This is a genomic window from Paenibacillus sp. FSL E2-0178 (assembly GCF_038593005.1).
In the GTDB taxonomy this organism is placed as follows: domain Bacteria; phylum Bacillota; class Bacilli; order Paenibacillales; family Paenibacillaceae; genus Paenibacillus_AQ; species Paenibacillus_AQ phytohabitans.
Genome location: NZ_CP151953.1, coordinates 7,439,188 through 7,462,507, shown reverse-complemented (window position 1 = coordinate 7,462,507; position 23,320 = coordinate 7,439,188). Strand labels below are relative to the sequence as shown.

General features: G+C 48.9%; 15 protein-coding genes. All 15 read right to left on the bottom strand.

Annotated features, from left to right (window positions below):
- Positions 1–164: 164 nt before the first annotated feature.
- The 15 genes from MHI42_RS31965 to MHI42_RS31895 all read right to left on the bottom strand — a co-directional run bounded on the left by MHI42_RS31965 (position 165) and on the right by MHI42_RS31895 (position 22,871).
- A complete protein-coding gene (locus MHI42_RS31965) occupies positions 165–1,568 on the bottom strand; it encodes an extracellular solute-binding protein (protein WP_042138759.1) in 1,404 nt (467 codons plus the stop codon).
- A 372-nt stretch (positions 1,569–1,940) separates the two neighbouring features.
- Positions 1,941–2,678, bottom strand: coding sequence for a pyruvate formate-lyase-activating protein (gene pflA / locus MHI42_RS31960; RefSeq protein ID WP_039295441.1), 738 nt, complete (start codon positions 2,676–2,678; stop codon positions 1,941–1,943).
- A gap of 120 nt (positions 2,679–2,798) precedes the next feature.
- Positions 2,799–5,060, bottom strand: a complete 2,262-nt coding sequence (pflB, locus tag MHI42_RS31955) for a formate C-acetyltransferase (RefSeq protein ID WP_039295439.1) — start codon at positions 5,058–5,060, stop codon at positions 2,799–2,801.
- A 261-nt stretch (positions 5,061–5,321) separates the two neighbouring features.
- Positions 5,322–7,943, bottom strand: a complete 2,622-nt coding sequence (gene adhE / locus MHI42_RS31950; protein WP_342421802.1) for a bifunctional acetaldehyde-CoA/alcohol dehydrogenase — start codon at positions 7,941–7,943, stop codon at positions 5,322–5,324.
- 443 nt (positions 7,944–8,386) lie between these two features.
- Entirely contained in the window at positions 8,387–9,853 is a 1,467-nt protein-coding gene (locus MHI42_RS31945) for an extracellular solute-binding protein (RefSeq protein WP_042138762.1), read from the bottom strand.
- 133 nt (positions 9,854–9,986) lie between these two features.
- Positions 9,987–10,859: a carbohydrate ABC transporter permease gene (locus MHI42_RS31940; RefSeq protein WP_042138763.1), complete on the bottom strand. Its 873-nt coding sequence runs from the start codon at positions 10,857–10,859 to the stop codon at positions 9,987–9,989.
- Between the two features lies 1 nt (position 10,860).
- A complete protein-coding gene (locus tag MHI42_RS31935; RefSeq protein WP_042141372.1) occupies positions 10,861–11,784 on the bottom strand; it encodes a sugar ABC transporter permease in 924 nt (307 codons plus the stop codon).
- A 116-nt stretch (positions 11,785–11,900) separates the two neighbouring features.
- A complete protein-coding gene (locus tag MHI42_RS31930) occupies positions 11,901–13,229 on the bottom strand; it encodes a response regulator (protein WP_171716793.1) in 1,329 nt (442 codons plus the stop codon).
- Between the two features lie 13 nt (positions 13,230–13,242).
- Positions 13,243–15,027: a histidine kinase gene (locus tag MHI42_RS31925; protein WP_342421801.1), complete on the bottom strand. Its 1,785-nt coding sequence runs from the start codon at positions 15,025–15,027 to the stop codon at positions 13,243–13,245.
- A 172-nt stretch (positions 15,028–15,199) separates the two neighbouring features.
- Positions 15,200–16,162, bottom strand: a complete 963-nt coding sequence (locus MHI42_RS31920) for an alpha/beta hydrolase (protein ID WP_342421800.1) — start codon at positions 16,160–16,162, stop codon at positions 15,200–15,202.
- 18 nt (positions 16,163–16,180) lie between these two features.
- Complete coding sequence (locus MHI42_RS31915; RefSeq protein WP_342421799.1) at positions 16,181–16,690, bottom strand: GNAT family N-acetyltransferase; 510 nt, start codon at positions 16,688–16,690, stop codon at positions 16,181–16,183.
- Positions 16,691–16,730: 40 nt separating this feature from the next.
- A complete protein-coding gene (locus tag MHI42_RS31910; protein ID WP_342424846.1) occupies positions 16,731–17,531 on the bottom strand; it encodes an alpha/beta hydrolase in 801 nt (266 codons plus the stop codon).
- Between the two features lie 79 nt (positions 17,532–17,610).
- A complete protein-coding gene (pgmB, locus tag MHI42_RS31905) occupies positions 17,611–18,240 on the bottom strand; it encodes a beta-phosphoglucomutase (protein ID WP_342421798.1) in 630 nt (209 codons plus the stop codon).
- Between the two features lie 3 nt (positions 18,241–18,243).
- Entirely contained in the window at positions 18,244–20,568 is a 2,325-nt protein-coding gene (locus tag MHI42_RS31900) for a glycoside hydrolase family 65 protein (RefSeq protein ID WP_342421797.1), read from the bottom strand.
- A complete protein-coding gene (locus MHI42_RS31895) occupies positions 20,568–22,871 on the bottom strand; it encodes a glycosyl hydrolase family 65 protein (RefSeq protein ID WP_342421796.1) in 2,304 nt (767 codons plus the stop codon). The genes MHI42_RS31900 and MHI42_RS31895 overlap by 1 nt, the downstream gene beginning before the upstream one ends.
- Positions 22,872–23,320: the final 449 nt, after the last annotated feature.

Genomic DNA, 23,320 nt, shown 5'->3' with positions numbered 1-23,320 from the left:
TCCAAGTTGCTTAGACATCTCACATTTTAAAACAACCCCACAAAGTGGGGCTTTGGCTTCGGAGCTTACTCAGGTACTTTGCGGGGACCCCGAAGCATATAAAGTCTTGTCTTTTAAAAATGTACCCTGGAGCAAGCACCAGGGTACATTCAATTTACCGCCTCTTATTCTACTGCTGCGTTGGCTTCTTCCTGAATCTTCTGCAGGGCATCGCCCATCTTCTCAGGAGTGGTCTGTCCGCCAATCAGGCTTTGAATCTGGATATTACTGATCTCGGTAGTCACATCTGCCTGCACCAGAGAGTCAAATGCCGGGAAGGAGGACTGGGAGCTGTTGAGTACTGCTACAATCTCACTCATCAGATCATCGGTGATATTCTCAGTCAGTACCGCCTGATCAATCTTCATAGCCGGCAGTACGCCGTCTTCCACCAGACCGCGCAGCTGCATTTCTTCATTGAACATATTCTTAATGAATGATTTCACTGCAGCGAGTTGACGTTCATCTTCACCTGCAGATGCCGAGAATCCATAGCCGTTGTTCACATCACGCATGAGTGCCGTCTGATCCCCCACTCCGCCGTCTACCGCCGGAATATTGAAGAATCCGACTTTACCGATCAGACCTTCACCGGATTGTCCGGCTTTGAATACAGAGGACTTCCATGTGCCGTCATACATCAGGATCGCTTCACCGCTGGTGAACTGGGTTGTATATTCAGCATACTCGAAGCCGAGCTCGCCTTTCTTGAAGTAGCCTTTGTCTACCCATTCCTTGTATTTCGCAAAGCCTTTGACTACATTAGGATCATTCCACTTAGCTTCGCCCGTAGCGAACTTCGCTGTAACATCCGGTCCGGCATAACGTGACCAGAGATGGTTGGCGAGCATAAGTGGTACCCAGCCAGCCTTGGAAGCACCGGCAAGCGGCACTTTGCCGTCAGCCTTGATGTCAGCCAGCTGCTGTTCCAGCTCAGCGAAGGTGGCTGGAGCCTTCCAGCCCTTGCTGTCATAGTATTCTTTATTGTAGAAGAACCCTTCACCTGAGCCGCCGATTGGCAGGCCGTAGATTTTACCTTCATAAGTGAATGGATCCAGGTTGGAGAATTTATCTTTAATTCCTAACTCATCGAGAATTGGCGTCAGATCAAGCAGCTTGCCTTCTTTGGCGTAGATCTTGGAATCCGGACTGCCGAACAGGTCGAAGATCTCCGGCGGATTCCCGGCTGCCATTTCCCCGCGCAGCTTCTCTTTACGGTTTACATCCGAATCAACTCCATCGAGCTTGAAGGTCAACCCCGGTACTTCTTCCTGTACCTTGCCGACTACATCCTCCAGGATCGCCAGACGTTTCTGTTTATCTGCACCTACCTGAGTATGACGGACCGTCATTTCAAAAGGTTCAGCACTAACCGGTTCTTCGGTTGCGGCAGCATTGGTTGCAGCGGCCTCATTCGTTGCAGCCGGTTCTTCCGTTGCAGCAGCATTATTATTGTTGCCTCCACAACCTGTCAGCAGCGCTGAGGTAACGAACATCAGGGACAACAGCATAGTTAAGCTTTTTCTCATTACGGGTGACCCTCCCTATTTAATGGTTTCCCTTACAACTCTTATTATAGAAAACCCTGATTGTAATCGTAAGGTTAAGATTCATCTACAATAGGGATAAAATACTCTAATGTAAGCGAATTCAGTTGTGTTTTGTGACATAAATGAGTTACATTTCATTACACAATAACTTTCAAAAAGGCAATTCACTATATTTTCACGTTAGAATACTTATACATCCAAACTGCTAATATTATCAATTTCACATGTTACTATGTATATGAACTCAAGATAATAATTTATATTCATAAGCGGATTCACTTCACCGTACATCAAAAAAAGCGAAACTCCTCAGACTGGAAGCTCCGCTTTCGTTATATATTGTGTATGAATTTATACCAGAGCAGACTGTTTACGGCCCTCTTCAATCAGCCGGTATGCACGCTGCACTTCTTCTTCATCCGGTGACTCCACCCCTTCAAGCTCGTAGGGACGGCCAAGCTCTTTCCATTTATAAATGCCCATTACATGATATGGCAGGATTTCGAACTTCTCTACTCCATTGAGCGTGCCAATGAACCGGCCGAGATTCTGCAGATCCTCTTCCTTATTATGAATGCCGGGAACGTATACGTGGCGGATCCACATTTTACGGTTATTATCTGACAACCAGCGGGCAAGCTTTAAGGTACGGTCGTTGGATTTGCCAGTCAGCTTAATATGAGCTTCATCATCGATATGTTTCAGATCCAGCAGTACAAGATCGGTAACATCCAGCAAGTCGCTGATTTTCGAACCATCATTATAGCCGTTAGTATCAAGCGTAGTATGCAAATTCCAGCGTTTCTTCACTTCGGTGAACAGCTGTTTGACGAAATGCGCCTGCAGCGTGGGTTCCCCGCCGGATACGGTAAGTCCGCCGCCGGATGTTTTATAATAATTCAGGTAAGGTTCAATTTCCGCCAGCACTTCTTCAACGGTCATTTCCTTGCCTTCATTCAATCCCCAGGTATCCGGGTTGTGGCAATACTGACACTTAAGTAGGCAGCCCTGCATAAAAAGCACGAAGCGGATACCCGGGCCATCCACCGTTCCAAAAGTTTCTAAGGAGTGGATATGTCCTTTAAGCATGAGATGTCATCCTTTCAAAAAGCTTAAAATTTTAATTACTTTTAAACAAGAGTGTACCGCCCTCTTGCAAGGGCGGCAGCTCTTTAATTTATTTTAATTCTTGATCTGCAAGAACAATTCTTACATGGAATCGTGGAACGTACGGTTGATAACATCCAACTGTTGTTCGCGGGTCAGCTTGATGAAGTTAACAGCATAGCCGGATACGCGAATGGTCAATTGTGGGTAGTTCTCAGGGTGATCCATTGCATCAATCAGCTGCTCACGGTTAAATACGTTAACGTTCAAGTGCTGAGCGTTGTTGTGGAAGTATCCGTCCATCATGAATACCAGGTTGGACTTACGGGATTCTTCGTCTTTACCCAGAGCCTTAGGAACGATCGAGAATGTGTTGGAGATACCATCCTGTGCATCGGAGTAAGGCAGTTTAGCAACAGAGTTCAGGGAAGCAAGTGCACCCTTCTTGTCGCGTCCGTGCATTGGGTTAGCACCAGGTGCGAACGGTTCGCCTTTTTTACGTCCATCAGGAGTAGTACCAGTCTTCTTACCATAAACAACGTTCGAAGTGATAGTCAATACCGATTGAGTTGGTACAGCATCACGGTAAGTTTTGTTTTTACGGATCATGCTCATGAAGGTTTCAACCAGTTCAACCGCGATGTTGTCAACAGCGTCGTCGTTGTTACCGTAGCAAGGGAATTCACCTTCAGTTTCGAAGTCGATAGCAATACCTTCTTCGTTGCGGATCGGTTTAACCTTAGCGTATTTAATTGCGCTCAGGGAGTCGGCAGCAACGGACAGACCGGCAATACCGCAAGCCATAGTACGCAGAATGTCGCGGTCATGCAGCGCCATTTCGATACGTTCGTAAGAATATTTGTCATGCATGTAGTGAATGATGTTCAGCGTGTTGACATAAGTCTTAGCCAGCCATTCCATCATTGGTTTGAACCGTTTCATTACTTCGTCGTAATCAAGGTATTCGGAAGTGATCGCCGGATATTCAGGACCTACCTGAGCGCCGGATTTTTCATCCTTACCGCCGTTGATTGCATACAGCAGGGCTTTTGCCAGGTTGGCACGGGCACCGAAGAACTGCATTTGTTTACCGATACGCATTGGGGATACGCAGCAGGCAATCGCGTAATCTTCACCCCAGTATGGACGCATTACATCATCGTTCTCATATTGGATCGCACTGGTTTCGATGGAAACCTTAGCACAATATTTTTTGAAGCCTTCAGGCAGCTTTTCGGACCACAGTACGGTCAGGTTCGGCTCTGGTGCAGGACCCAGGTTGTACAGGGTATGCAGGAAACGGAAGCTGTTCTTGGTTACGCGTGTTGTTCCGTCTTCAGCCATACCACCGATGGATTCAGTTACCCAAGTAGGGTCGCCGGAGAACAGATCATTATAGTCAGGCGTACGCAGGAATTTCACGATACGCAGTTTCATTACGAAATGGTCAACAATTTCTTGTGCTTGCTCTTCAGTAAGAGTGCCTTCTTCGAAATCACGTTGTACATAGATATCAAGGAAAGAGGATACGCGTCCGAGGGACATTGCCGCACCGTTTTGCTCTTTAACTGCAGCCAGATAACCGAAGTATACCCATTGAGTAGCTTCTTTGAAGTTATTAGCTGGTTTCGAAATATCAAGACCATGAGCAGCAGCCATTTGTTTCAGTTCGCCCAGAGCACGCATTTGCTCGGACAGCTCTTCACGCAGACGAATTACTTCTTCTGTCATGGAATCTACTTCAAGCTCAGTCAATTGTTGCTTCTTGTCTTTAATCAGGAAATCAATACCATACAGAGCAATACGGCGATAATCGCCGATGATACGTCCGCGGCCATAAGCATCAGGAAGACCTGTAATTACGCCGGATTTACGCACAGCTCTCATGTCTGGTGTATATGCATCAAATACGCCTTGGTTATGCGTTTTGCGGATGTTCGTGAACATGTCAACGATATTTTGCGGAAGCTCGAAGCCATAAGCTTTAGTGGCGTCGATCATCATTTTGATACCGCCGAACGGTTGAATGGAACGTCTGAAAGGAGCATCAGTCTGAACGCCGACAATTTGTTCCTTGTCCTTGTCGATGTAGCCTGGATTGTGGGAAGTGATCGTGGAGACAGTATCGAGGGATACATCCCATACGCCGCCTCTTTCTCTTTCTTCCTTGCTAAGCTGGGAGATAATCTTCCACAGTTCAGTGGTGTTGCTGGTAGGACCTACCAGGAATTCTTCATTTCCTTCATAAGGCTTGATGTTCTTGGCAATAAAGTTATTAACGTCAACTTTTTTAGCCCATGTACCCTTTGTAAAACTTCTCCAACCCGACTTAACCTCTTGTACTTCTCTTTCAATCACCGACATGCTAAATCCCTCCATTTATATTTAGTATATTTGTAGAGATCGCGGGCTTGAAGGTTAATCCCGTGTCTCGTGATCCCATAGCTATTGGTTGTTATAAAATTCACAATCGCGGCTTCATAACTGGGATCGTTGTTTATATAAACATTTTAGTTTATTTTCTGAAAAAGGACTGTGACAAATATCACTCTTTCGGTGATATTTGTCACTTCCATCCAGTTCCATATTAACCTTTAACCTTATTCTTTGCCAGACAATCTTAAATTAGTTGTCGAATCTTCCGTAGAATGCGTTGCGGTATACATCAGCAAGTTCAGATACCAGCGGCATTTTTGGATTGGCAGTTGTACATTGGTCTTCAAATGCACGGTCAGCCAGGTAATCTACACGGGATTCGAAGTCCTTAGGATCAAAGCCAAGAGCCGAGAAGGATTCTTCGATACCGAGTTTTTTGTTCATGTCGCGGATTGCATTGATCAGGCTGGTTACGCCTTCTTCGGTAGTGCGTGCAGGCAATCCTAGAATGCGGGCGATCTCAGCATACCGTTCGTCAGCTACAAAGTGCGAATATTTAGGGAACGCAGCGAACTTCGTTGGTTTCTTAGCATTGAAACGGATAACGTGAGGCATCAGGATAGCATTGGTACGACCGTGAGCCGTGTGGTATTGACCGCCCCATTTGTGCGCCAAGCTGTGGTTGATACCCAGGAATGCATTAGCAAATGCCATACCGGCAAGTGTCGAAGCGTTGTGCATTTTTTCGCGGGCAACCTTGTCAGCCTGCAATGCGGATTTTTCCAGGTACTGGAACACCAGCTGAATAGCCTTGATAGCCAGACCATCGGAATAATCACTGGCCATTACAGATACATAAGCTTCGATCGCATGTGTCAATACGTCCATACCTGTATCGGCAACAGCTGTTTTAGGCAAGCTATATACAAATTCAGGATCGATAATTGCCACGTCTGGAGTCAGCTCATAATCAGCCAGCGGGTACTTAGTATTATTACCCGTAGTCTTGTCTGTGATAACTGCGAACGATGTTACTTCGGAACCAGTACCGGAAGTTGTTGGAATCGCAACGAATTTAGCTTTGTTACCGAGCTTAGGGAATTTGTATACCCGTTTGCGGATATCCATGAACTTCTGTTTCAGACCGTTGAAGTCTGCATCCGGGTGTTCATAGAACAACCACATTCCTTTGGCAGCATCCATTGGGGAACCGCCGCCGAGTGCGATGATGCAGTCCGGCTGGAATCTGTTCATCATGGCTGTACCTTTTTCTACAGTAGTTGTCGATGGATCCGGTTCAACTTCCGAGAACACTTCAATCGCTACTGGAGTCTGGCGTTGACGCAGGTAATGCTCAACTCTCTCAACATATCCAAGCTTAACCATCATTGGGTCAGTGATAATTGCTACACGAGTGATGTCAGGCATTTTAGCCAGGTACTGAGTGGATCCCTTTTCGAAGTAAATCTTGTCAGGTACTTTAAACCATTGCATATTCACGGTACGACGGTTCACCCTTTTCACGTTGATCAGATTGATTGCAGTCACGTTTTGCGATACAGAGTTGCGTCCATAAGATCCGCAGCCCAGTGTCAGGGAAGGGATATTAGTATTGTAGAGATCACCGATTGCGCCGTGTGTAGATGGCGAGTTGACGAGAATACGTCCGGTTTGCAGACGGTTGGAGAACTTCATGATTACTTCTTCGTTGTTCGAGTGGATAGCCGAGCTGTGGCCCATGCCGCCAAATTCAACGATTTCAGCTGCGCGTTCGATACCCTGGTCTGCGTTCTTCACTTTGTAGCAAGCCAGAACCGGGCTCAGCTTCTCAGCGGACAACGGATATTTAGTACCTACGCCTTCAAGTTCAGCTACCAGGATCTTCGTGCCGGCAGGAACCTGAATTCCGCACATTTCAGCGATCTTCACAGCGGATTGGCCGACGATAGCCGGGTTAACCGCACATTTTTCTACATTCATTGCGCCGCTTGTCAGCTTGGCAGCTTCTTCTTTGTTTACAAAGTAGCAGCCGTTCGCAATCATCTTCTTCTTCACTTGGTCAAAAATAGCTTCTTCAATGATAACCGCTTGCTCGGAAGCACAGATCATACCATTATCAAATGTTTTGGAAAGGATAATGTCTGTCACTGCCTGATCAATGTCAGCACTCTTCTCAATGAAAGCAGGAACGTTACCAGGACCTACGCCGAGTGCCGGTTTGCCGCAGCTGTAAGCCGCTTTAACCATTGCCGATCCGCCGGTTGCCAGAATCAGTGCAACGTCAGGATTGTTCATCAGTGCGTTTGTTTTGTCCATGGTCGGAAGTTCGATCCATTGGATGAAGTTCTCAGGAGCGCCAGCCTTCACACCTGCATCATGTAGAATTTTGGCGGCTGCCGCACTACACTCTTGCGCTGAAGGGTGGAATCCGAATATAATAGGGTTACGTGTCTTAGCGGAAATCAAAGCTTTAAACATCGTGGTGGATGTTGGGTTGGTTACCGGTGTGATACCCATAATGATTCCGACAGGCTCAGCAATCTTCTGGAAGCTGTCATAAACGTTATCCTCAATAACGCCTACTGTCTTGTCGTACTTAATTCCGTGCCAGATATATTCAGTTGAGAAGATGTTCTTCGTAATTTTGTCTTCATAGACACCGCGTCCTGTTTCTTCAACGGCCAGCTTAGCCAGGTACATATGTTTGTCGAGTCCGGCCAACGCCATTGCATGAACGATTGTGTTAGTTTGCTCTTGATCCAGTCCCATGAACGCTTCATGAGCTTTCTTTGCTTTATCCACCAAAGTCTGAATATATTCTTCAGCGGTGGTTTGTTTCACTTGGGCGGCGACTTCGTTTTTAACTGCCATCTCCCTCGTCCTCCTGTCAATTTTTAGGTTGTTTTTCTCTACACATTTATCTTATCATATCCTTTTCACCTTGTATAGTGAAATCTTTCACAAAGTATAAAGTTTTTTTTGATTTGTTTTCAAAGCGCTTTCATTCGATCATATTCTAGATTATTTTCCATTTGTTGTGTGATAAATCATTTATATTTGTCCGATTTGCGAACGCCCGCCCTCTAGCCTCCCCTGCTTTTCTTGAATCCAGCTCTTCAGCCTTGTTTTTTCCCCAGAATAATGGTGCTATCTGATGTTCTTCCTATTCTTCGTCAACTCTACTCTCCTGCCGCATTCTCTTACATAGAAGTATAAATATAAATCAGAGCAAGCAAAAAGGCAGGAGACCAGGTCTCCTGCCTTAGCGTTATAATTCCTCTATCAAGCATCGTAACCACTCATTCAGCAAGTGACTATTCCACTTTGATAGTATCGAAGAATTTCTCTTGTACAGTTTTGGCTGCAGCGTCGAGCTGGGCCTTGGAATCTGTACCATCCTTGGAGAATAGCTCCTGGATTACATTGGACATGGTTGCGTAATAATCCTGAGTATTGTATTGTGCTTCAGGCTTACCATCCAGCAGCGCCATGATTTCAGGGCTGTATTGATAAACGATGTCGTACTTGTCATAGACAGCTTTGGTCTTCTTGCCGAAGTCGGAATCAGCAGCATAGTAATCAAGGAGCGGCGGGATGTAGTATTTGCCGTCCGTTTTGCGCTGGCTGATAATCGCGTCAAGAGCTTCAAGGCCTTTGTCAGAGAAGTAATCGAAAGTAATATAGCGGAAGGCCATTTCCTGCTCGTCTTTGCTGGCGTTCGGATTGATAACCAGATAGTCACCGCCGAGTACGCCGGTATGCTTGCCGCCTTTTTCAGCAGCTGGCATCGGGTAAGTAAGTACATCTTCAGGCTTGAGTCCGCCCTGGTTGAGCGCCTGCTCGATAACACCGTCAGATCCGGCCATTACCATAGCAGTACGTCCCTGCTGGAACGCGCCTACAGCATCGCCCCAGCCAAGCGCCCAATCCTGAGGAACAGCTTTGGCTTCCCATCTTAGCTTCTTATAGAAATCCAGCGCCTTCACACCGGCATCCGAATTGAATGTAGCCACAACCTTGCCGCCTTCGATCTTCTGGATTTCACCGCCTGCTTCGAACAGGAAGTTGGTCCAGTTCCAGCCTGCTTCGTTGCCTTTACCCATTGGAGCAATACCGGAGATCCCCTTCTTGGTATCCGCTACCCCTTTGGCGGTATTCAGCATATCATCCCAGGTCCAGTCCATTGGAGGAACGGCTACACCTTTTTCATCCAGCATCTTTTTATTAATCATCGTTGTAGTGACATAACCCTTTTGCGTTACGCCATACACTTTGCCGTCAATAATGAACTGGTTCTGCAGGACAGGGTTAATCTGATCCTTGAATTCATAGTTGTTCCACAGATCCGTAACATCAGCGACCCAGCCCTTCTCGACCAGGAATTTCGCTTCAGTTGCATAGGTGTTGAAGAAGGTAGGAGCTTCATTCGCCGCCATCTTCACACCGATTTCGCTTACATTGTACTGCCAGTCATCCTTGACAATCTCTACATTCGGATAGACCTCCTGGAACCGCTTGATCTTGTCATCCTCCTGTGCTCTTACCTCGGTAAGGTCAGGGGTAGGATAGTGAATTTTGATCGTTACTTTTCTCTGGGTGATATCATCTACCGGTGCCTCTGTCGGAGCAGCGGTCTCCTCTGCTGCATTAGTAGCTGCTGGTGCAGGTGTCGCCTCTCCTCCATTTGCCGCCGGTTTGTTCCCGTTATTATTGCCGCCGCAAGCGGACAATAACGATCCCGTCACCAGGAGACATGCTAATACGCTGGAAAATTTACGCATTGAAACTCCCCTTTTCAATTCATAATTATCTTACAAATTCATCATAAAAGAGAAACCGTTTACAAACGAGGTGTATTTATATTCCTTTCATGTGCAGGTTTACGATCCGTATCTCCCTGCAGCATAATTCTGATCACCCTTTGACAGCCGACAGGGAAACGCCACGCATAATGAACTTCTGGAAAACAAGGAAGACCAGAATAGGCGGCAAAGAAACAAGGAACAGAATGGCAAATTTGATGTTAGTGTTCAGTGCTTTTACATTAATAACGTATTTATAGATCGCTGTAGCGAGCGTGTACTTCTCCTCACTGTGCATGACAAGCGACGGCCAGAACCAGTCGTTCCAGGCTGTGGAGAAGATAAAGATCGCCAGTGTTGCAAAAATCGGAATGGACAGGGGAACCGCAATGGTGAAGAAGCTTCTCGGCTCAGAGGCCCCGTCAATCCGTGCGGCTTCAAGAATCTCCGGATGAATCCCGTCGAAGAAGTTCTTAAGCAGCAGGAAGAAGAAGGTATTCGCCCCAGCCGGCAGCCAGAAAGCCGCATACTGGTTCAGCAGCCCGAGTTCCTTCAGATTGACAAAGTTCGGGATCATATAGCTCGTGGCCGGAATAAACAGCGTCATCAGGAAGAAGAAGTAGAAGGCCTTGCGGTAAGGCACATTCATCCGCGAGATGCTGAAGGACGCCAGGCCCAGTACAACCAGGGTAGCTACCATGTTCCCGACAAAGATGTACAGCGTGTTCCGCAGGAACATCGGCAGATTGATATAATCCAGCGCATCCTTAAGGTTGCTGAAATGCCACTCCTGCGGGAAAAAATGCGGCGGAAATGAGTTAACCTCCACGTTGGACTTAAGTCCGTTGAACATGGTCATCAATATGGGATAGAGCATGCTGAAAATCATTAATAGAATGAAAAACACCATGATTCCGTATACGATTTTGTTGCCGGTCTTCTTAAGATCATGTTCGGAGAGAATCCCTCTGTCTGCGCTCTTCATCCTAGTTGTCCTCCTTGTTAAGCTTGAACTGTAAAATGCCCAAACCGCCCAGAACAACAAACATCAGCATTCCCAGCGCAGTCGCCGTACCATAATCCAGTCTTGTAAAAGCATATTTCACAATGAGCAGCGCATAGGTCAGCGTAGCATTGTTCGGTCCTCCGTCAAGCAGGGCCATCTGTGACTGGTACCCTTGAGAGGTAGCAATAATCTGCAGAATCAGCATGAGCAGAATCAGATTGCGCAGCGACGGCAGGGTAATATGGCGGATGCGGGCCCAGACTCCGGCTCCATCAATCTCAGCAGCCTCATACCAGTCCCGGGGAATACTGAGCACCGCAGCGAGATAGATCAGCATCCCCGAGCCGAACTGCTGCCAGGTCTCCATGAAGACAAGCGAGATCATCGACCACCTGGTATCCGTCAGGAAAGCGATCTGATCTGCCCCCGTGCTGCCAATCAGGGCATTAATCGGTCCGACCGGATCATACAGCCATCTCCATAGTCCGTACAAGACAACCGCAGGCATTACATAAGGCAAATACGCCGCTACGCGTACGAATCCGCCGAATTTTCTCAGCTCGGAGATCGCAATCGCAAAAGCAATCGGTACCCAGAAGCCGATCACAAGGCAGAGCAGCATGTAGTAAAGCGTGTTTTTTACAGCAATCAGCACATCCGGGTCCGTAAGTGCTCTGGCATAATTGTCCATGCCTACGAATGTATTTCCTTTGACGAAATCGACCGTGTAGAAGCTGTACAGGAATCCTTTGAAAATGGGCACCCACATAAACATAATGAAGATGATGATCGCGGGGACGAGGAACATAAAGCCCCAAAAATTCTTTTTCCAGCGGTTCTGTTTATACGGCTTGCTCTCGAGCTCCGCTGGCAGGTGATCATGTAACGCAGCAGACTGGTTCATTCTGGCTCCCTCATTCCTTTCGTCTTTCAGCACTTTCGCAAAGTGCTTCCTACCTTAATTGTAGAAAATGAGGGGGAGGCTGAACATGTCTATATCTATGGCAATCGTAAGCGTTCTTACTTCTTCAGTTCACTGGGGCTGATTCCGTAGTATTTTTTGAAAATCTTGCTGAAATGCTCCGGTGACTCATACCCCACCCGCTCGGCAATCTCATACCGGCGCAGATCGGTATTCAGAATCATCTCCCGGCTGTCCTCCATCCGCAGCTTGATCACATATTCCCACAGGTTATGGCCTGTATTTTTCTTGAACAGGTAACTCAGATAGTTGGGGCTGACATGGTTCTTCTTGGCAACCTCATGGATCGTTAAGCCCTTCTGGGCGTAATTCCCGTCAATATACTCCTTGGCCTTCTGCACAATCAGATTGCTGTGCGTATGCAGCTCCTCGGGTGACGGATCAGCGGCATAATTGTTCCAGTTGAAATCGCCATAGTAGAACACATAGTGGTCGGCATGCTCTTTGTTCCATAGAATGGCCTTCGAGGCCTGGCGGTTCAGCACATCCATGAAGCTAATCCCCTTCAGAATCTGGCTGATGCCGATTACAGCATTCAGATGCAGATAGCGGTGGATATTGAAATGCAGACTGCGCCCGAGCACATCAAGCCGTCCTACCTGGCCGGTGGCCGATTCCTCGTAGCTCTTCTCATCCCACTGGATAATCACTGTAATCTCCTGGTCCGGTGAATAAAAGGCTGTAGAGTTCCACTCCTGATCGAGCAGCTCCTTGGCAATATTCAGGGCGGCATAACGCAGCAGACTGCGGTCACGGGAAGTATATTTCTGCTCACGCCGTTCTTCCGGCAAGGGGAGCTTGATTTTGATGACGGCAAAAAACGGCCCCTGCAGCTTCAGCTCATCCAGCTTACGCAGCTCCTCCTCCCTCCCCAGCACCGAAGCGGTTTCGGCAAGCAGCGTATTCAGCAGTTCGCTATACTCCGGGAGAGGCTCCTCCAGGCGGAAGCTTTCACTGATCCCGTCCATGTAGGTGGCCAGCTCCGGTGACGGCTTATCCATCTTGAGGACTACACTGCGCACCGAATCAAGGAATTGCTCACTGTTCAGCGGCTTGATCAGATAATCCTTAGCTCCCAGCCGGACGGCCATCTGGGCATACTGAAAGGTCTCATGCGCAGAGATGACGATCGTCTGCACCCAGGGTTTGGCCATTTTGGCATGCTGCATCAGCTCGATGCCGCTCATCGCTCCCATCTGAATATCCGTAACGAGCAGATCAATCTCTTCCATCCGGATACAATCCAGTGCCTCAAATCCGCTGTTCGCGGTATAAATATGGTCAATATCAAGGCCTGAAGCGGCCAGCAGACTGCTTAGCCCTTTACAAATAAGCGGCTCATCATCAACAACCAGTATATTGAACACCTTGATCTCTCCTCTACTCTATAGTCTCTGATTTCGGAAGCGTCACTGTCACCACGGTTCCTCCGCCGGTACGCGGTCCGTAGCTGATCCCGTAATCCGGGCCGAAATGCAGATGCACACGCTGATTGATATTGCGTATACCATATCCGCTGGCCGGGTTGGGGCTTTCATCATTCAGTACATGGTCAATTGCCTTATAATCGACCTGCTTATAGCCGTTATCTTCAATGGTAATCAGAATCCTGTCATTCTGCAGAACGGAGGTGATGATGATTTCGCCGTCCTCATCCATATTTTTGACACCGTGAATAATGGCATTTTCGATTAACGGCTGCAGGGTGATCTTGGGAATCAGATTGCTTTTGGTTTCAGGGGCAATATTCCAGATGACGGCGAACACATAGTCATACCGGTGCTGCTGCAGCTTGATATAGGCACTGGCATGCTCCAGCTCCTCCTCAAGCGTGATCAGCTCTCTCCCCCGGCTTAAGCTGATCTTCATCAGCTTGGATAATTCCTTGATCATTTCCGCGGATTCCACATTGCCCTCCAGTGAGCTTTTCCAATAAATACTCTCCAGGGTGTTGTACAGTAAATGCGGATTGATCTGCTGGTAGAGCAGCTGTAGCTGGGCTTCCTTCTGCTTGATCTCCATCTGGTATTTGTACATAATCAGGCTGTTGAGCCTGCGGGCCATATCATAGGTGGAAGCGATCAGCACACTGACCTCATCATTGCTGCCTCTCCGGGGAGTCTCGGGAACGCGGTTGCCAGGCTCATACTTGCGCACAAAAAAAGCCAGCTTCTGCAAAGGAGTCATCAGCGAACGCCAGAAGTAGGTGATAATGATCAGCCCAAACAGCGCATAAGCAACGGTTATGTATTGAATGACACGTTTCATTTCGTTCTGCTGCTGCAGCAGCGCCTTGACCGGAACCTTATACACCAGCTTCTGCTCGAAGGCGTGATTGTTGTTCACCACATAGATGAAGTCATCCGTGATGATATCCTCGGTCCCCTCCGGGTCACCTGCTTCAGAACCCTCAGGCAGCGCGATAACTTCCCCCGTTGAATTCGTAGTAGAGGCAAGCACACGGTTATTCATGTCGGTCAGATAAATTTCCCCGTCCGGCAGGGAGATGGATTTCAGCGACTCTCCGATCTTCGATTCCATCTTGGTCACCACCAGCACGCCGATCGTGCCTGCACCTCTATAGATGTTATTAACTGCCCTGACATAAGTGAGCGTCTTCAGATCCTCGGCCTGCGGGCTGAGCTTCTCGGTGAACATCAGATACCCGTGGCCTTTCTGCTGCACCACCTGCTCGAACCAATAAGGCATTTCACCCTTGGAGAAAAAATAAACCCCCGCCTTCTTCACCTGCGGGAAATTGGGAGCGAAAAAGTAATAGTTGTCCGGATCATACACGTACAGCGAATAGTAAATCCCGTCGCCCCGCTCGGCTCCCTGGGAGTAGCTGCCCAGCAGCTTTTCAATAGTTTCGTACCGTTCAACGCGTTCCAGCACCGGATCATCCCCGCTCATATTCAGCTGCTGCAGGATCGGATTCTGGATGACGGTCGTCGTTATTTTGTTAACCGTATCAATGTCTCTGTTAATGATGGCGAAATTCTGCTTGTTCAGCTCCACATAGGCATTGGTCACATGGCGCTTGAGAATCTCTTCCGCCTTATAGTTGCCGTAGCTGTTCAGAATCAGGATGGGCGAGATCATAATCAGGAACAGCAGAATCAGCTGCTGCTTGACGTTCAGCTTAACGATAGGTTTAATAAGCATCGACAACATCTGGATACACCTCCAGTTTCAATAATATAACAAACCTACAAACGCTTACATAGGTTTATTTCAAAGTTCTTTATGTTCATTTGTATGGAGTTTCAACATTATTATATTTAAACAAAAACCAGCCATAACACGAAGCTACCGTGTCAGACTGGTTTTATCACAATCATTCTCTATCGGGTTCGTTCTCAATCGTTCTCAAAAAAGCAAGCACAGCAACAATCATCTGCTCCAGCCCCCGTTGTTCAATCGGAAAATGGCCGGCGCCTTCTAAACTCACATATTCTTTTCTGCTTTTGAGATTATCATAAAACGGTTTACTGAAGCGGTAAGGAGTCATAGGGTCTAATTGAGGATGAACGAGCAATACCGGACAACCCTCAAAATCCTCAGGTTTAATCACCGGTTTCATATTCAAGAACGTTCTTAGTAAGCGTAAGGGAATAGATGTGCCTGCCGCAAGGGGATCATTCATAATGAGTCTGGTCAGTTCAGCATTGTTCGTGATCCATTTCATCCGGGATACTTTATTCACAGAGATCTGCAAGGAGTCTAATAGGGAAGGGAATTGATTCATACACCATCCCCCTAACCGGCTAATGAGTTTGTTAGGAGCTAACTGATCACGAACTTTTGAATCACTCGTATCCACAAATGTTGTTGCAATTAACCCTTTGACCCGTTTACTTTGTACAGCAGTGTGATAAGCTAACATGCCTCCAATACTGGAGCCCAGCAGAATGATAGGCTTGCCGTCCCGTTTCAGCTCTTGATCGATCAATTCATTAAGGATGTCAATCCAGAGCTGATAATCCAATAATTCCGCTGAATCGGTATAGCTTAGACCATAAGGCGGCAGATCCGGCGACACTACTTCATAACCATAAGCTTGCAGCATTCGTGCATAAGGAGCGAGCAACCTGCCGTTACCGCCAGCTCCATGAATGAAAATAATTTTCAATTGTGCATCAGGAACAGGCATACGATCCAGGTGAATATGAGCATTATTCCAGGTCATCCACTCTTCTGTGGGTAAGTGGTTTTCATTAATCTGCATGTCATCAGGGAAAAACTTTTGATATTGTTTCCAATAGGTCACCGATTGATTATAGGAAGAGTCCTTGTTCATAAATAGGCCGTTCCTCTCTCAGGGGACCGGAATTTCTTTTTCCATAATAAAATCATCCATGACGAATCCATGCCCGATATCAGCCTTTTGTTCCCTTAGGGTCCGAAAGCCTTTTTTCTTATAGACTGCAATACTGGATTCATTATCACGATTGACCGTTAGCCAAATATGAGTCAGGTTTCGCTCTTGGCACAGCTTCTCCAGGAAGGCCAATGCCTGGCTGGCATAGCTGCGACCCCTGTACTCCTTGCCTATATAAAACTTGCTCAAGAAGAGCTTTCCATCCTCTTGTCTGGCCGACATATAACCGGCTGTGGAGCCTTCACCGTTATGGATTAAGTAATATTCATAACCCTGATGATGGATCTGATCCGTAATCGCCGGAACCGATTGGAACTTTCCAAGCATATAATCGATCTGCTCGGCAGTGATAAGGGAGACATAATGTTCGCGCCATATTTCTGCCGCCAATCGGGCAACCTCAGCGGTTTCTTCCGGTGTATGCACATGTGAAAATCTAAGCTTCATAATATGTACCTCCTTTGGGCGCGGACATAGAAGCAGAAGCTCACGCTTTGGTATAGCCGTTCAATTCCAGCCAGGAGGCACAGGCATCGGTCCACGTCCGTGTATGCGGCTCATCGGCTCCTAAACCAATTCCGTGTATCCCATGTGCATAAATGTGAAGATCGAACGGAATATGATGGCGGCTCAGTGCTCCTGCGAACAGCAGGCTGTTCTCGAGCGGAACGGAGGCGTCATCCGAGGTATGCCAGAGGAACGTTGGCGGAGTCTCCGCTGTTACTTGGCGTTCGCTGCTTAGACGTTGAGCTAATTCCTCATTGGGGCTCTCGCCCAGCAGGTTGGTCTTCGAGCCCTGATGTGTTACCCCTTCGGTCATGGAAATGACCGGGTAGCATAGAATCAGCCGGTCCGGCCGGCTGGACAGCCGTTCGAGCGGCTCCTGATGATCCGGATTTCCGAGATCATACAGGACACCGGCTGCAGAAGCGAGATGTCCACCGGCGGAGAAGCCCAGAATGGCCAGCCGGTCCGGATCAATTCCGAATTCATCCGCCCGGAAGCGGATCGTGCGCAGCGCTCTTTGCGCATCCTGCAGCGCACTCGGGTATTTATAAGGTGCAACACGGTAGCGCAGCACAAACGCTGAAATTCCGAGTGTATTCAACCATTCTGCAACCGGCCCTCCCTCGTGATCGGCACGCATCGCATAGCCGCCTCCCGGACAAATCACAACAGCGGCATTCTGCTTGCCTTCAACTAAATAAGGTGTAATCGCGGGCTGGTCCTCATCACTGGTTCCCAGCGCTCCAGGCGCACCCTCAGGCCATAGCAATAACGTTTCCATCATCATCCCTCAAGCTTTCCTTCTATAATAGAATAGGTAGTAGAGGAAATAAGTTCCTCTAGGCAATTCTATCAAGGTCTTACAGTTCATGCAATCCGGATACTACCAGATCTGCCTCCTTCAGCACTTCCCGTTTCCCGATGCCAACGACCTGCATTCCCGCAGCTTTCCCGGCGGCTACACCGGCCTCGGCATCCTCGAATACCACGCAGTCCTGCGGCTGCAGGCCCAGTTCCCGGCAAGCAGTCTGAAACACTTCCGGGTCCGGCTTTGCCCGGGACACCTTATTGCCGTCAACAACGGCATCGAACAGCCCAGCAATATTCAGCTTATCCAGTATAAATACGGCATTCTTACTGGCTGAACCGAGGGCAACCCCTACACCGCGCATTCTAAGACCGCTGAGGTATGCCTTGACACCAGGCAGCAGCTCCGCTTCATCCAGTCCGGAGATGTATTCCACGTAAAGGCGGTTTTTCTTATCTGCCATGACAAGCTTCTCCGCTTCACGGAATTCCAGCCCGCCAATCTCCAGCAGGATATCCAGTGATCTCATCCGGCTTACACCCTTGAGCCGTTCATTATGCTCTTCCGTGAACTGGAATCCAAGCTCTTCTGCCAGCGAGCGCCACGCAAGATAGTGATATTTGGCCGTATCTACAATTACACCGTCCAGATCAAAAATCGCACCTTTCATTTGCTCCAGCATCTGTTATATGTCCTCCTTATTAGATAATATTTGAAGTTCTGCCTCTTGCGCTTTACCCTTAGCCCGCAGCCGCAGCTGCATACCCGGACGGCACAGCTCCGGTTCGCCGCCGAAGCCGGCGAATGCTACAGCTTCACTGTTGTCCGGCGCTGCGGTAACGGTGATCTCCTCCAGGCTGATCTGCAGCCGGAAGCTGCCTCCGCGCAGCACAACCGGCAGCTCCACAGCTTTCCACGCCTTCGGCAGCGCCGGATTCATCACAGCAGTTACACCATCAAACTGCATACCTGCGAAGCCGAGCACCGCTGCCATCCATGCACCGCCGTTCGCAGCCGGATGGGTTCCGCCGATATAGAGATCGCCGACATACTGCTTCGATTCTCCGGTAAGATCTACAGTGGCAGTGCGCATGAAATACGGATATCCCCAGTCCGGTGAGCCGATATCTGCGGCAACAAGTGCATAGATGCACGGGCTGAGGCTTGATCCGTGCTCGGTACGCGGTTCATAGAATTCCCAGTTGGCCTGCTTCACTTCCTTACTGAATTTGCCCTTGAACAGGTTCAGCATCAGCACGACATCAGCCTGCTTCAGTATTCTTGTGGTGGTGGCCAGCCCGTTGCCTCCACCCCAGTATTCATGTTTGTTGATCACCCGTGATTTCAGCTCAGCCAGCGCAACCTCTTCCAGCTTCAGATAGCGGTCGAACTGTTCAATAACCAGGGTCTCCGGGTCCGGCTGCGGAACATAGAAATGCTCCAGCATATCTGTGAACTCAGCCAGGAACGGCCCGTGAGCAAACTGCCCTGCCAGCTCCGCATACACAGCCGGATATCTGTCCTGCAGCAGACCCGCTGTCCGCAGTGCAATTTCCAGTGTCTCCTGCACCAGAGCATTGGTGAACGCATTATTGTTAACCCGCTCATGATATTCATCCGGTCCGGTAACATCCAGAATCTCATAACGTTTCTTCACCGGATTATAATAAGCATACGAGTACAAGAAGCGTGCGCACTCCCAGATGACTTCAGCCCCGCCGTCCGCAAGCATACTGTCATCTCCGGTGAACTGGATATACTGCCAGATCCCGTGCACCACATCTGCACTGATATGCACCTGCTTATCCCGGAAATAGGTCCGCATCGGCCGTCCGGTAAACACATCATTCACATTGAATAGCGTGCAGGCGTCATCTCCCGAATCCTGGCTCTCCCAGGCATAAAAAGCGCCCAGATACCCATACTCAGCAGCCTTACGGCGGGCACCCTCCAGTGTATGGATGCGGTACATCATCAGATTGCGGGCAATACCGGGATCACTATGCAGGAAGAACGGCAGCATGAACATTTCCGTATCCCAGAACACAGCCCCTTTATAGACTTGGCCGGACAGGCCGCGTGCAGGAATGGATACTTTCTCAGATAAGGTTGGCGCAATAATCAGCAGCTGATAAATGCTGTACCGGAGAGCAAACTGCGCATCATCATCTCCTTCGATCACCACATCGCTGCTTAACCATCGCTCTTCCCATTTCCGGCAATGGGCTGCCAGCAGCTCTGCATAACCTGCCGCAGCCGCAGCCCTGACTGTTCGTACCGCCTGTACAGCAGGTTCCCCCTCCATATCCATCCCGGTGAACACAGCCACATATTTGTACCATTCATAGGTCTCTCCAGCCTTGGCGTCAAAAGAAACCGTCCGGAGCGCTCCCTCCCCATCGATACGCTGCTCCGCAAACGCGAAATCCGCCTGCTCAGCAACCGCCACCGGCAGATGTAGTTCACCGGTAACAGCCGTTGCCAGGAGCACGCCTTCCTTCAGCTGATTCCGCTGCTCAACCAGATGGGGGCCATTGATATCCCAGACCTCACCGTCAATCCCTGTCTCAATCTCTATCCGGCAATCCACCGTACTATGAATTGTCCATTTACCGGCCAGCACATGCAGCTGATCCATGCTGACGAACCGCTCCGCTGTGAGGGTCACCTGCCCGCCGTCCCGGATACTGAACACCGTCTCCCGCCGGTGGACTGCTGCGCGGAGTTCCAGGCTCTGTAGATGAGCCAGCGGCTCCGTCTCCAGAACGCTAAGCACTTTCCCGTCACAGCTGACCACAGTGAACATACCGTTCGGGGCATTCACCGGCTCGCGCCATTTGTCTCCCGCTCTGTCGTATACCCCGGCCAAGGTAACCGCCGTGAGCTGCTCCTTGCCGAACTCCTCGAGCACACCCCGGAAGCCCATATACCCGTTACCGGTCATATATTTATTCCCGTTGGTCGTAATTCTGCCAGGTTCGAAGCTGCGTTCGCTTACGGTCCAGTTCATTATGCCATCATCCCTTCACCGAGCGGAAGCTTCGTGCCTGCAGCATCCACTAGAACCGGCTGACCATAAACAGTAACCTCAGTGCTTCCACCCTCTATGGCTCTGAAGCTGACCGAATCTTTGTTCACAATAATTCCTAGCAGCACGCCCTCATACCTCACCTGGAAGCTATAGGAGGTCCAGCGCTGCGGCAGTGTAGGCTGGAAGGACAGACGGGCACCATCAGAACGCATGCCGCCGAAGCCGTACACAATGTTCATCCAGGCTGCTGCAATCGATGTTGTATGCAATCCTTCTCTGGTATTGCGGTTGTAGTTATCCAGATCCAGCCGGGTTGCGAACTCGAAGAAATGATAAGCTTCCTCATGTTTGCCGACTTCACTGGCCAGAATGGAATGAATGGACGGCGAGAGTGAGGATTCATGGATACATCTGGATTCGTAGTATTCATAATTCGCAAGCTTGGCTTCTCTGGAGAACTGCCCGTTATATAAGAACATGAACATCAGCACATCCGGCTGCTTGATCATGTCATAGCGGTACAGGCGGTCATACGACCAGTTCGAGTAGAGCGGGAATTCGGTCACCGGAATCGAGTGAATATCGATATGAGGCATATCAAAAAATCCGTCATGCTCCTCATATACCCCGCTCTCTGTATCCAGCGGAATCTTCATATGCTCGCGTTTGTTGTCCCAATCGGCCAATTCCTCTTCGCGGAGCTCCGTTTTGGCAACAACGGCTGCATGTGCTTCAGGCGTCTTCACCTTCATCTCGGCAATGGTTTCGAGTGTGAATTCAAATAATTTCTTAGCCATCAGATTGATATAGCAGTTATTGTTGACCATCAGCTGAAATTCGTCAGGTCCCATTACGCCGAAATAACCGTATTCCCCGCTGCGCTGACCCCACTGGCCGCGGGTCGCATAGAAGCGGCTGATCTGAATCAGCATCTCGGCGCCCTTGCTGTAGAGGAATTCCCGGTCACCTGTATTCTTCACATAATGCCAGATGCCGTAGGAAACGGCTGTTCCGACATGCAGCTGAAGGTTAGAGTGCTGCCACAGATCACAGCTCTCAGTCCCGTCAATCGTGGCAATGGGATAAAAAGCGCCTTGGCAATCCACATCCTTCCCGCGCTGCATGGCTTCCGGCAGTGTCTTATAGCGGAACTCCAGCAGGCTGCGGGCAGCCTTCGGATTATTGAACATATAGAACGGCAGGCAGTAGGATTCCGTATCCCAGAAGGCCAGACCGCGGTATGCTTCACCTGTCAGCCCTTTGGCACCGATATTATAGCCCGGATGATCTCCATGATAGGTCTGATACAGCTGGAAAATGCAGAACCGGATTCCCTGCTGGTTCTCGGGATCGCCTTCAATAGTGATATCGCTGGTTGCCCAGATACCGCTCCAGTAAGAAGCTTGGTCAGCAAACACCTGTTGCTCTTCCAGGCCGCTTACCCCTGCTGCAAGCTCCATACCTTCAGCCCAGAGGCTATCCGCCGTACGGGAAGCTTCGTTGTCCGCCGCATTCACGACGAGCTTGGTGAAGGAAGCCGGCTCTCCTTGAGACAGTTCAAGCGAGAATTTCCGTCCGATGAACCGGTCACGCTCCACAAGCTCTGTATTTAAAGGCTGGGAGGACTGAAGCATAAACCCGGAGAACAGTTTGTTCCCGGTTGTCAGCGTACTTCCCAGAATAGCTGTAACCGCTCCTTCGTCTCCGCTGTGCAGCTGCTTCCACATGCTCTGGCCATGTTCTTCGTGGATCATGTTGAAATCAAGACCTGCACAGATATCTACACTCCCCGTGAAGTTAAGCGGCTCAAAGGTGATCTGCTGCAGACCCAGATGAGACAATGTCATACTTACCAGGCGCGTGAAGCTGATCTGCAGCTGTTTGCCGTCCGGCAGATGCCAGATGAATTCCCTCCGGTATGTCCCGGTACGGAAATCCAGTCTGCGGGAGTAATTCGTAACCTTGCTATGGGCCAAATCGAGTTGTGAGCCATTAACGGATATCCGGGTATACAGCCAGTCCACCGCATTTACCATATAACGTAATGACCGGATAATACCCTTATAATGGTTGCCGACATCCATCTGCTCGTTTAGCCCATTCAAGTAACTGCCAGGCAGTGAATCTCCGCTGTACCCTTCTTCGGCATACCCCCGCACGCCCATATACTCATTGCCCAGTGAAAAGATGGATTCCGAGGTCCGGTTACGCTCCGGATCAAAGCCCTCTTCTATAATCGCCCACGAATCGACCTTCAGATATTTGTCCGCCACTTTTGCCATATTTGATTTCTCCTTCTCTAGGGGAATATTCCGCCCTTCCCGCAGTTGTCCACGGAGGTACGGACGCTCAGTTCCAGAGTATCTCTAAGCACCTTCAGGACCAAGGTCTGCTTATAACGGAGTTATGTGCATTTTTACGGAAATGGGGATATGCTGCAGTGTGGGGTATAATATTTTAGACAATTCAGTGCTTTTTCCCGCAAAAACAAAAAAAGCCGCAAGCTCCCAGGATCTTTCCAGATTAGGAGGCAGCTGCTATAATATCCTGTAATACAGGTTATGGACCCGCTTTTGGCGCGAAAACATATCATATCTCACACAAATGAAGTGAAAATTATCACAATGTAAAAAATTCGACACTTTTTCGCGAAAATTTTTACCCATAAAGAGGAATTTACATGTATAATTAATTTAAAATTTACTGAAAAACTGAGGGAATAAAGGGGATG

What these genes read in the sequence shown, in the direction of transcription:
- adhE (WP_342421802.1), bottom strand. Translation starts at nt 7,943, where the DNA reads ATGGCAGTTAAAAACGAAGTCGCCGCCCAAGTGAAACAAACCACCGCT.
- pflB (WP_039295439.1), bottom strand. Translation starts at nt 5,060, where the DNA reads ATGTCGGTGATTGAAAGAGAAGTACAAGAGGTTAAGTCGGGTTGGAGA.
- MHI42_RS31915 (WP_342421799.1), bottom strand. Translation starts at nt 16,690, where the DNA reads ATGAAGCTTAGATTTTCACATGTGCATACACCGGAAGAAACCGCTGAG.
- MHI42_RS31910 (WP_342424846.1), bottom strand. Translation starts at nt 17,531, where the DNA reads ATGGAAACGTTATTGCTATGGCCTGAGGGTGCGCCTGGAGCGCTGGGA.
- pflA (WP_039295441.1), bottom strand. Translation starts at nt 2,678, where the DNA reads ATGCTTAAAGGACATATCCACTCCTTAGAAACTTTTGGAACGGTGGAT.
- MHI42_RS31900 (WP_342421797.1), bottom strand. Translation starts at nt 20,568, where the DNA reads ATGAACTGGACCGTAAGCGAACGCAGCTTCGAACCTGGCAGAATTACG.
- pgmB (WP_342421798.1), bottom strand. Translation starts at nt 18,240, where the DNA reads ATGCTGGAGCAAATGAAAGGTGCGATTTTTGATCTGGACGGTGTAATT.
- MHI42_RS31940 (WP_042138763.1), bottom strand. Translation starts at nt 10,859, where the DNA reads ATGAAGAGCGCAGACAGAGGGATTCTCTCCGAACATGATCTTAAGAAG.
- MHI42_RS31920 (WP_342421800.1), bottom strand. Translation starts at nt 16,162, where the DNA reads ATGAACAAGGACTCTTCCTATAATCAATCGGTGACCTATTGGAAACAA.
- MHI42_RS31925 (WP_342421801.1), bottom strand. Translation starts at nt 15,027, where the DNA reads ATGCTTATTAAACCTATCGTTAAGCTGAACGTCAAGCAGCAGCTGATT.
- MHI42_RS31935 (WP_042141372.1), bottom strand. Translation starts at nt 11,784, where the DNA reads ATGAACCAGTCTGCTGCGTTACATGATCACCTGCCAGCGGAGCTCGAG.
- MHI42_RS31965 (WP_042138759.1), bottom strand. Translation starts at nt 1,568, where the DNA reads ATGAGAAAAAGCTTAACTATGCTGTTGTCCCTGATGTTCGTTACCTCA.
- MHI42_RS31945 (WP_042138762.1), bottom strand. Translation starts at nt 9,853, where the DNA reads ATGCGTAAATTTTCCAGCGTATTAGCATGTCTCCTGGTGACGGGATCG.
- MHI42_RS31895 (WP_342421796.1), bottom strand. Translation starts at nt 22,871, where the DNA reads ATGGCAAAAGTGGCGGACAAATATCTGAAGGTCGATTCGTGGGCGATT.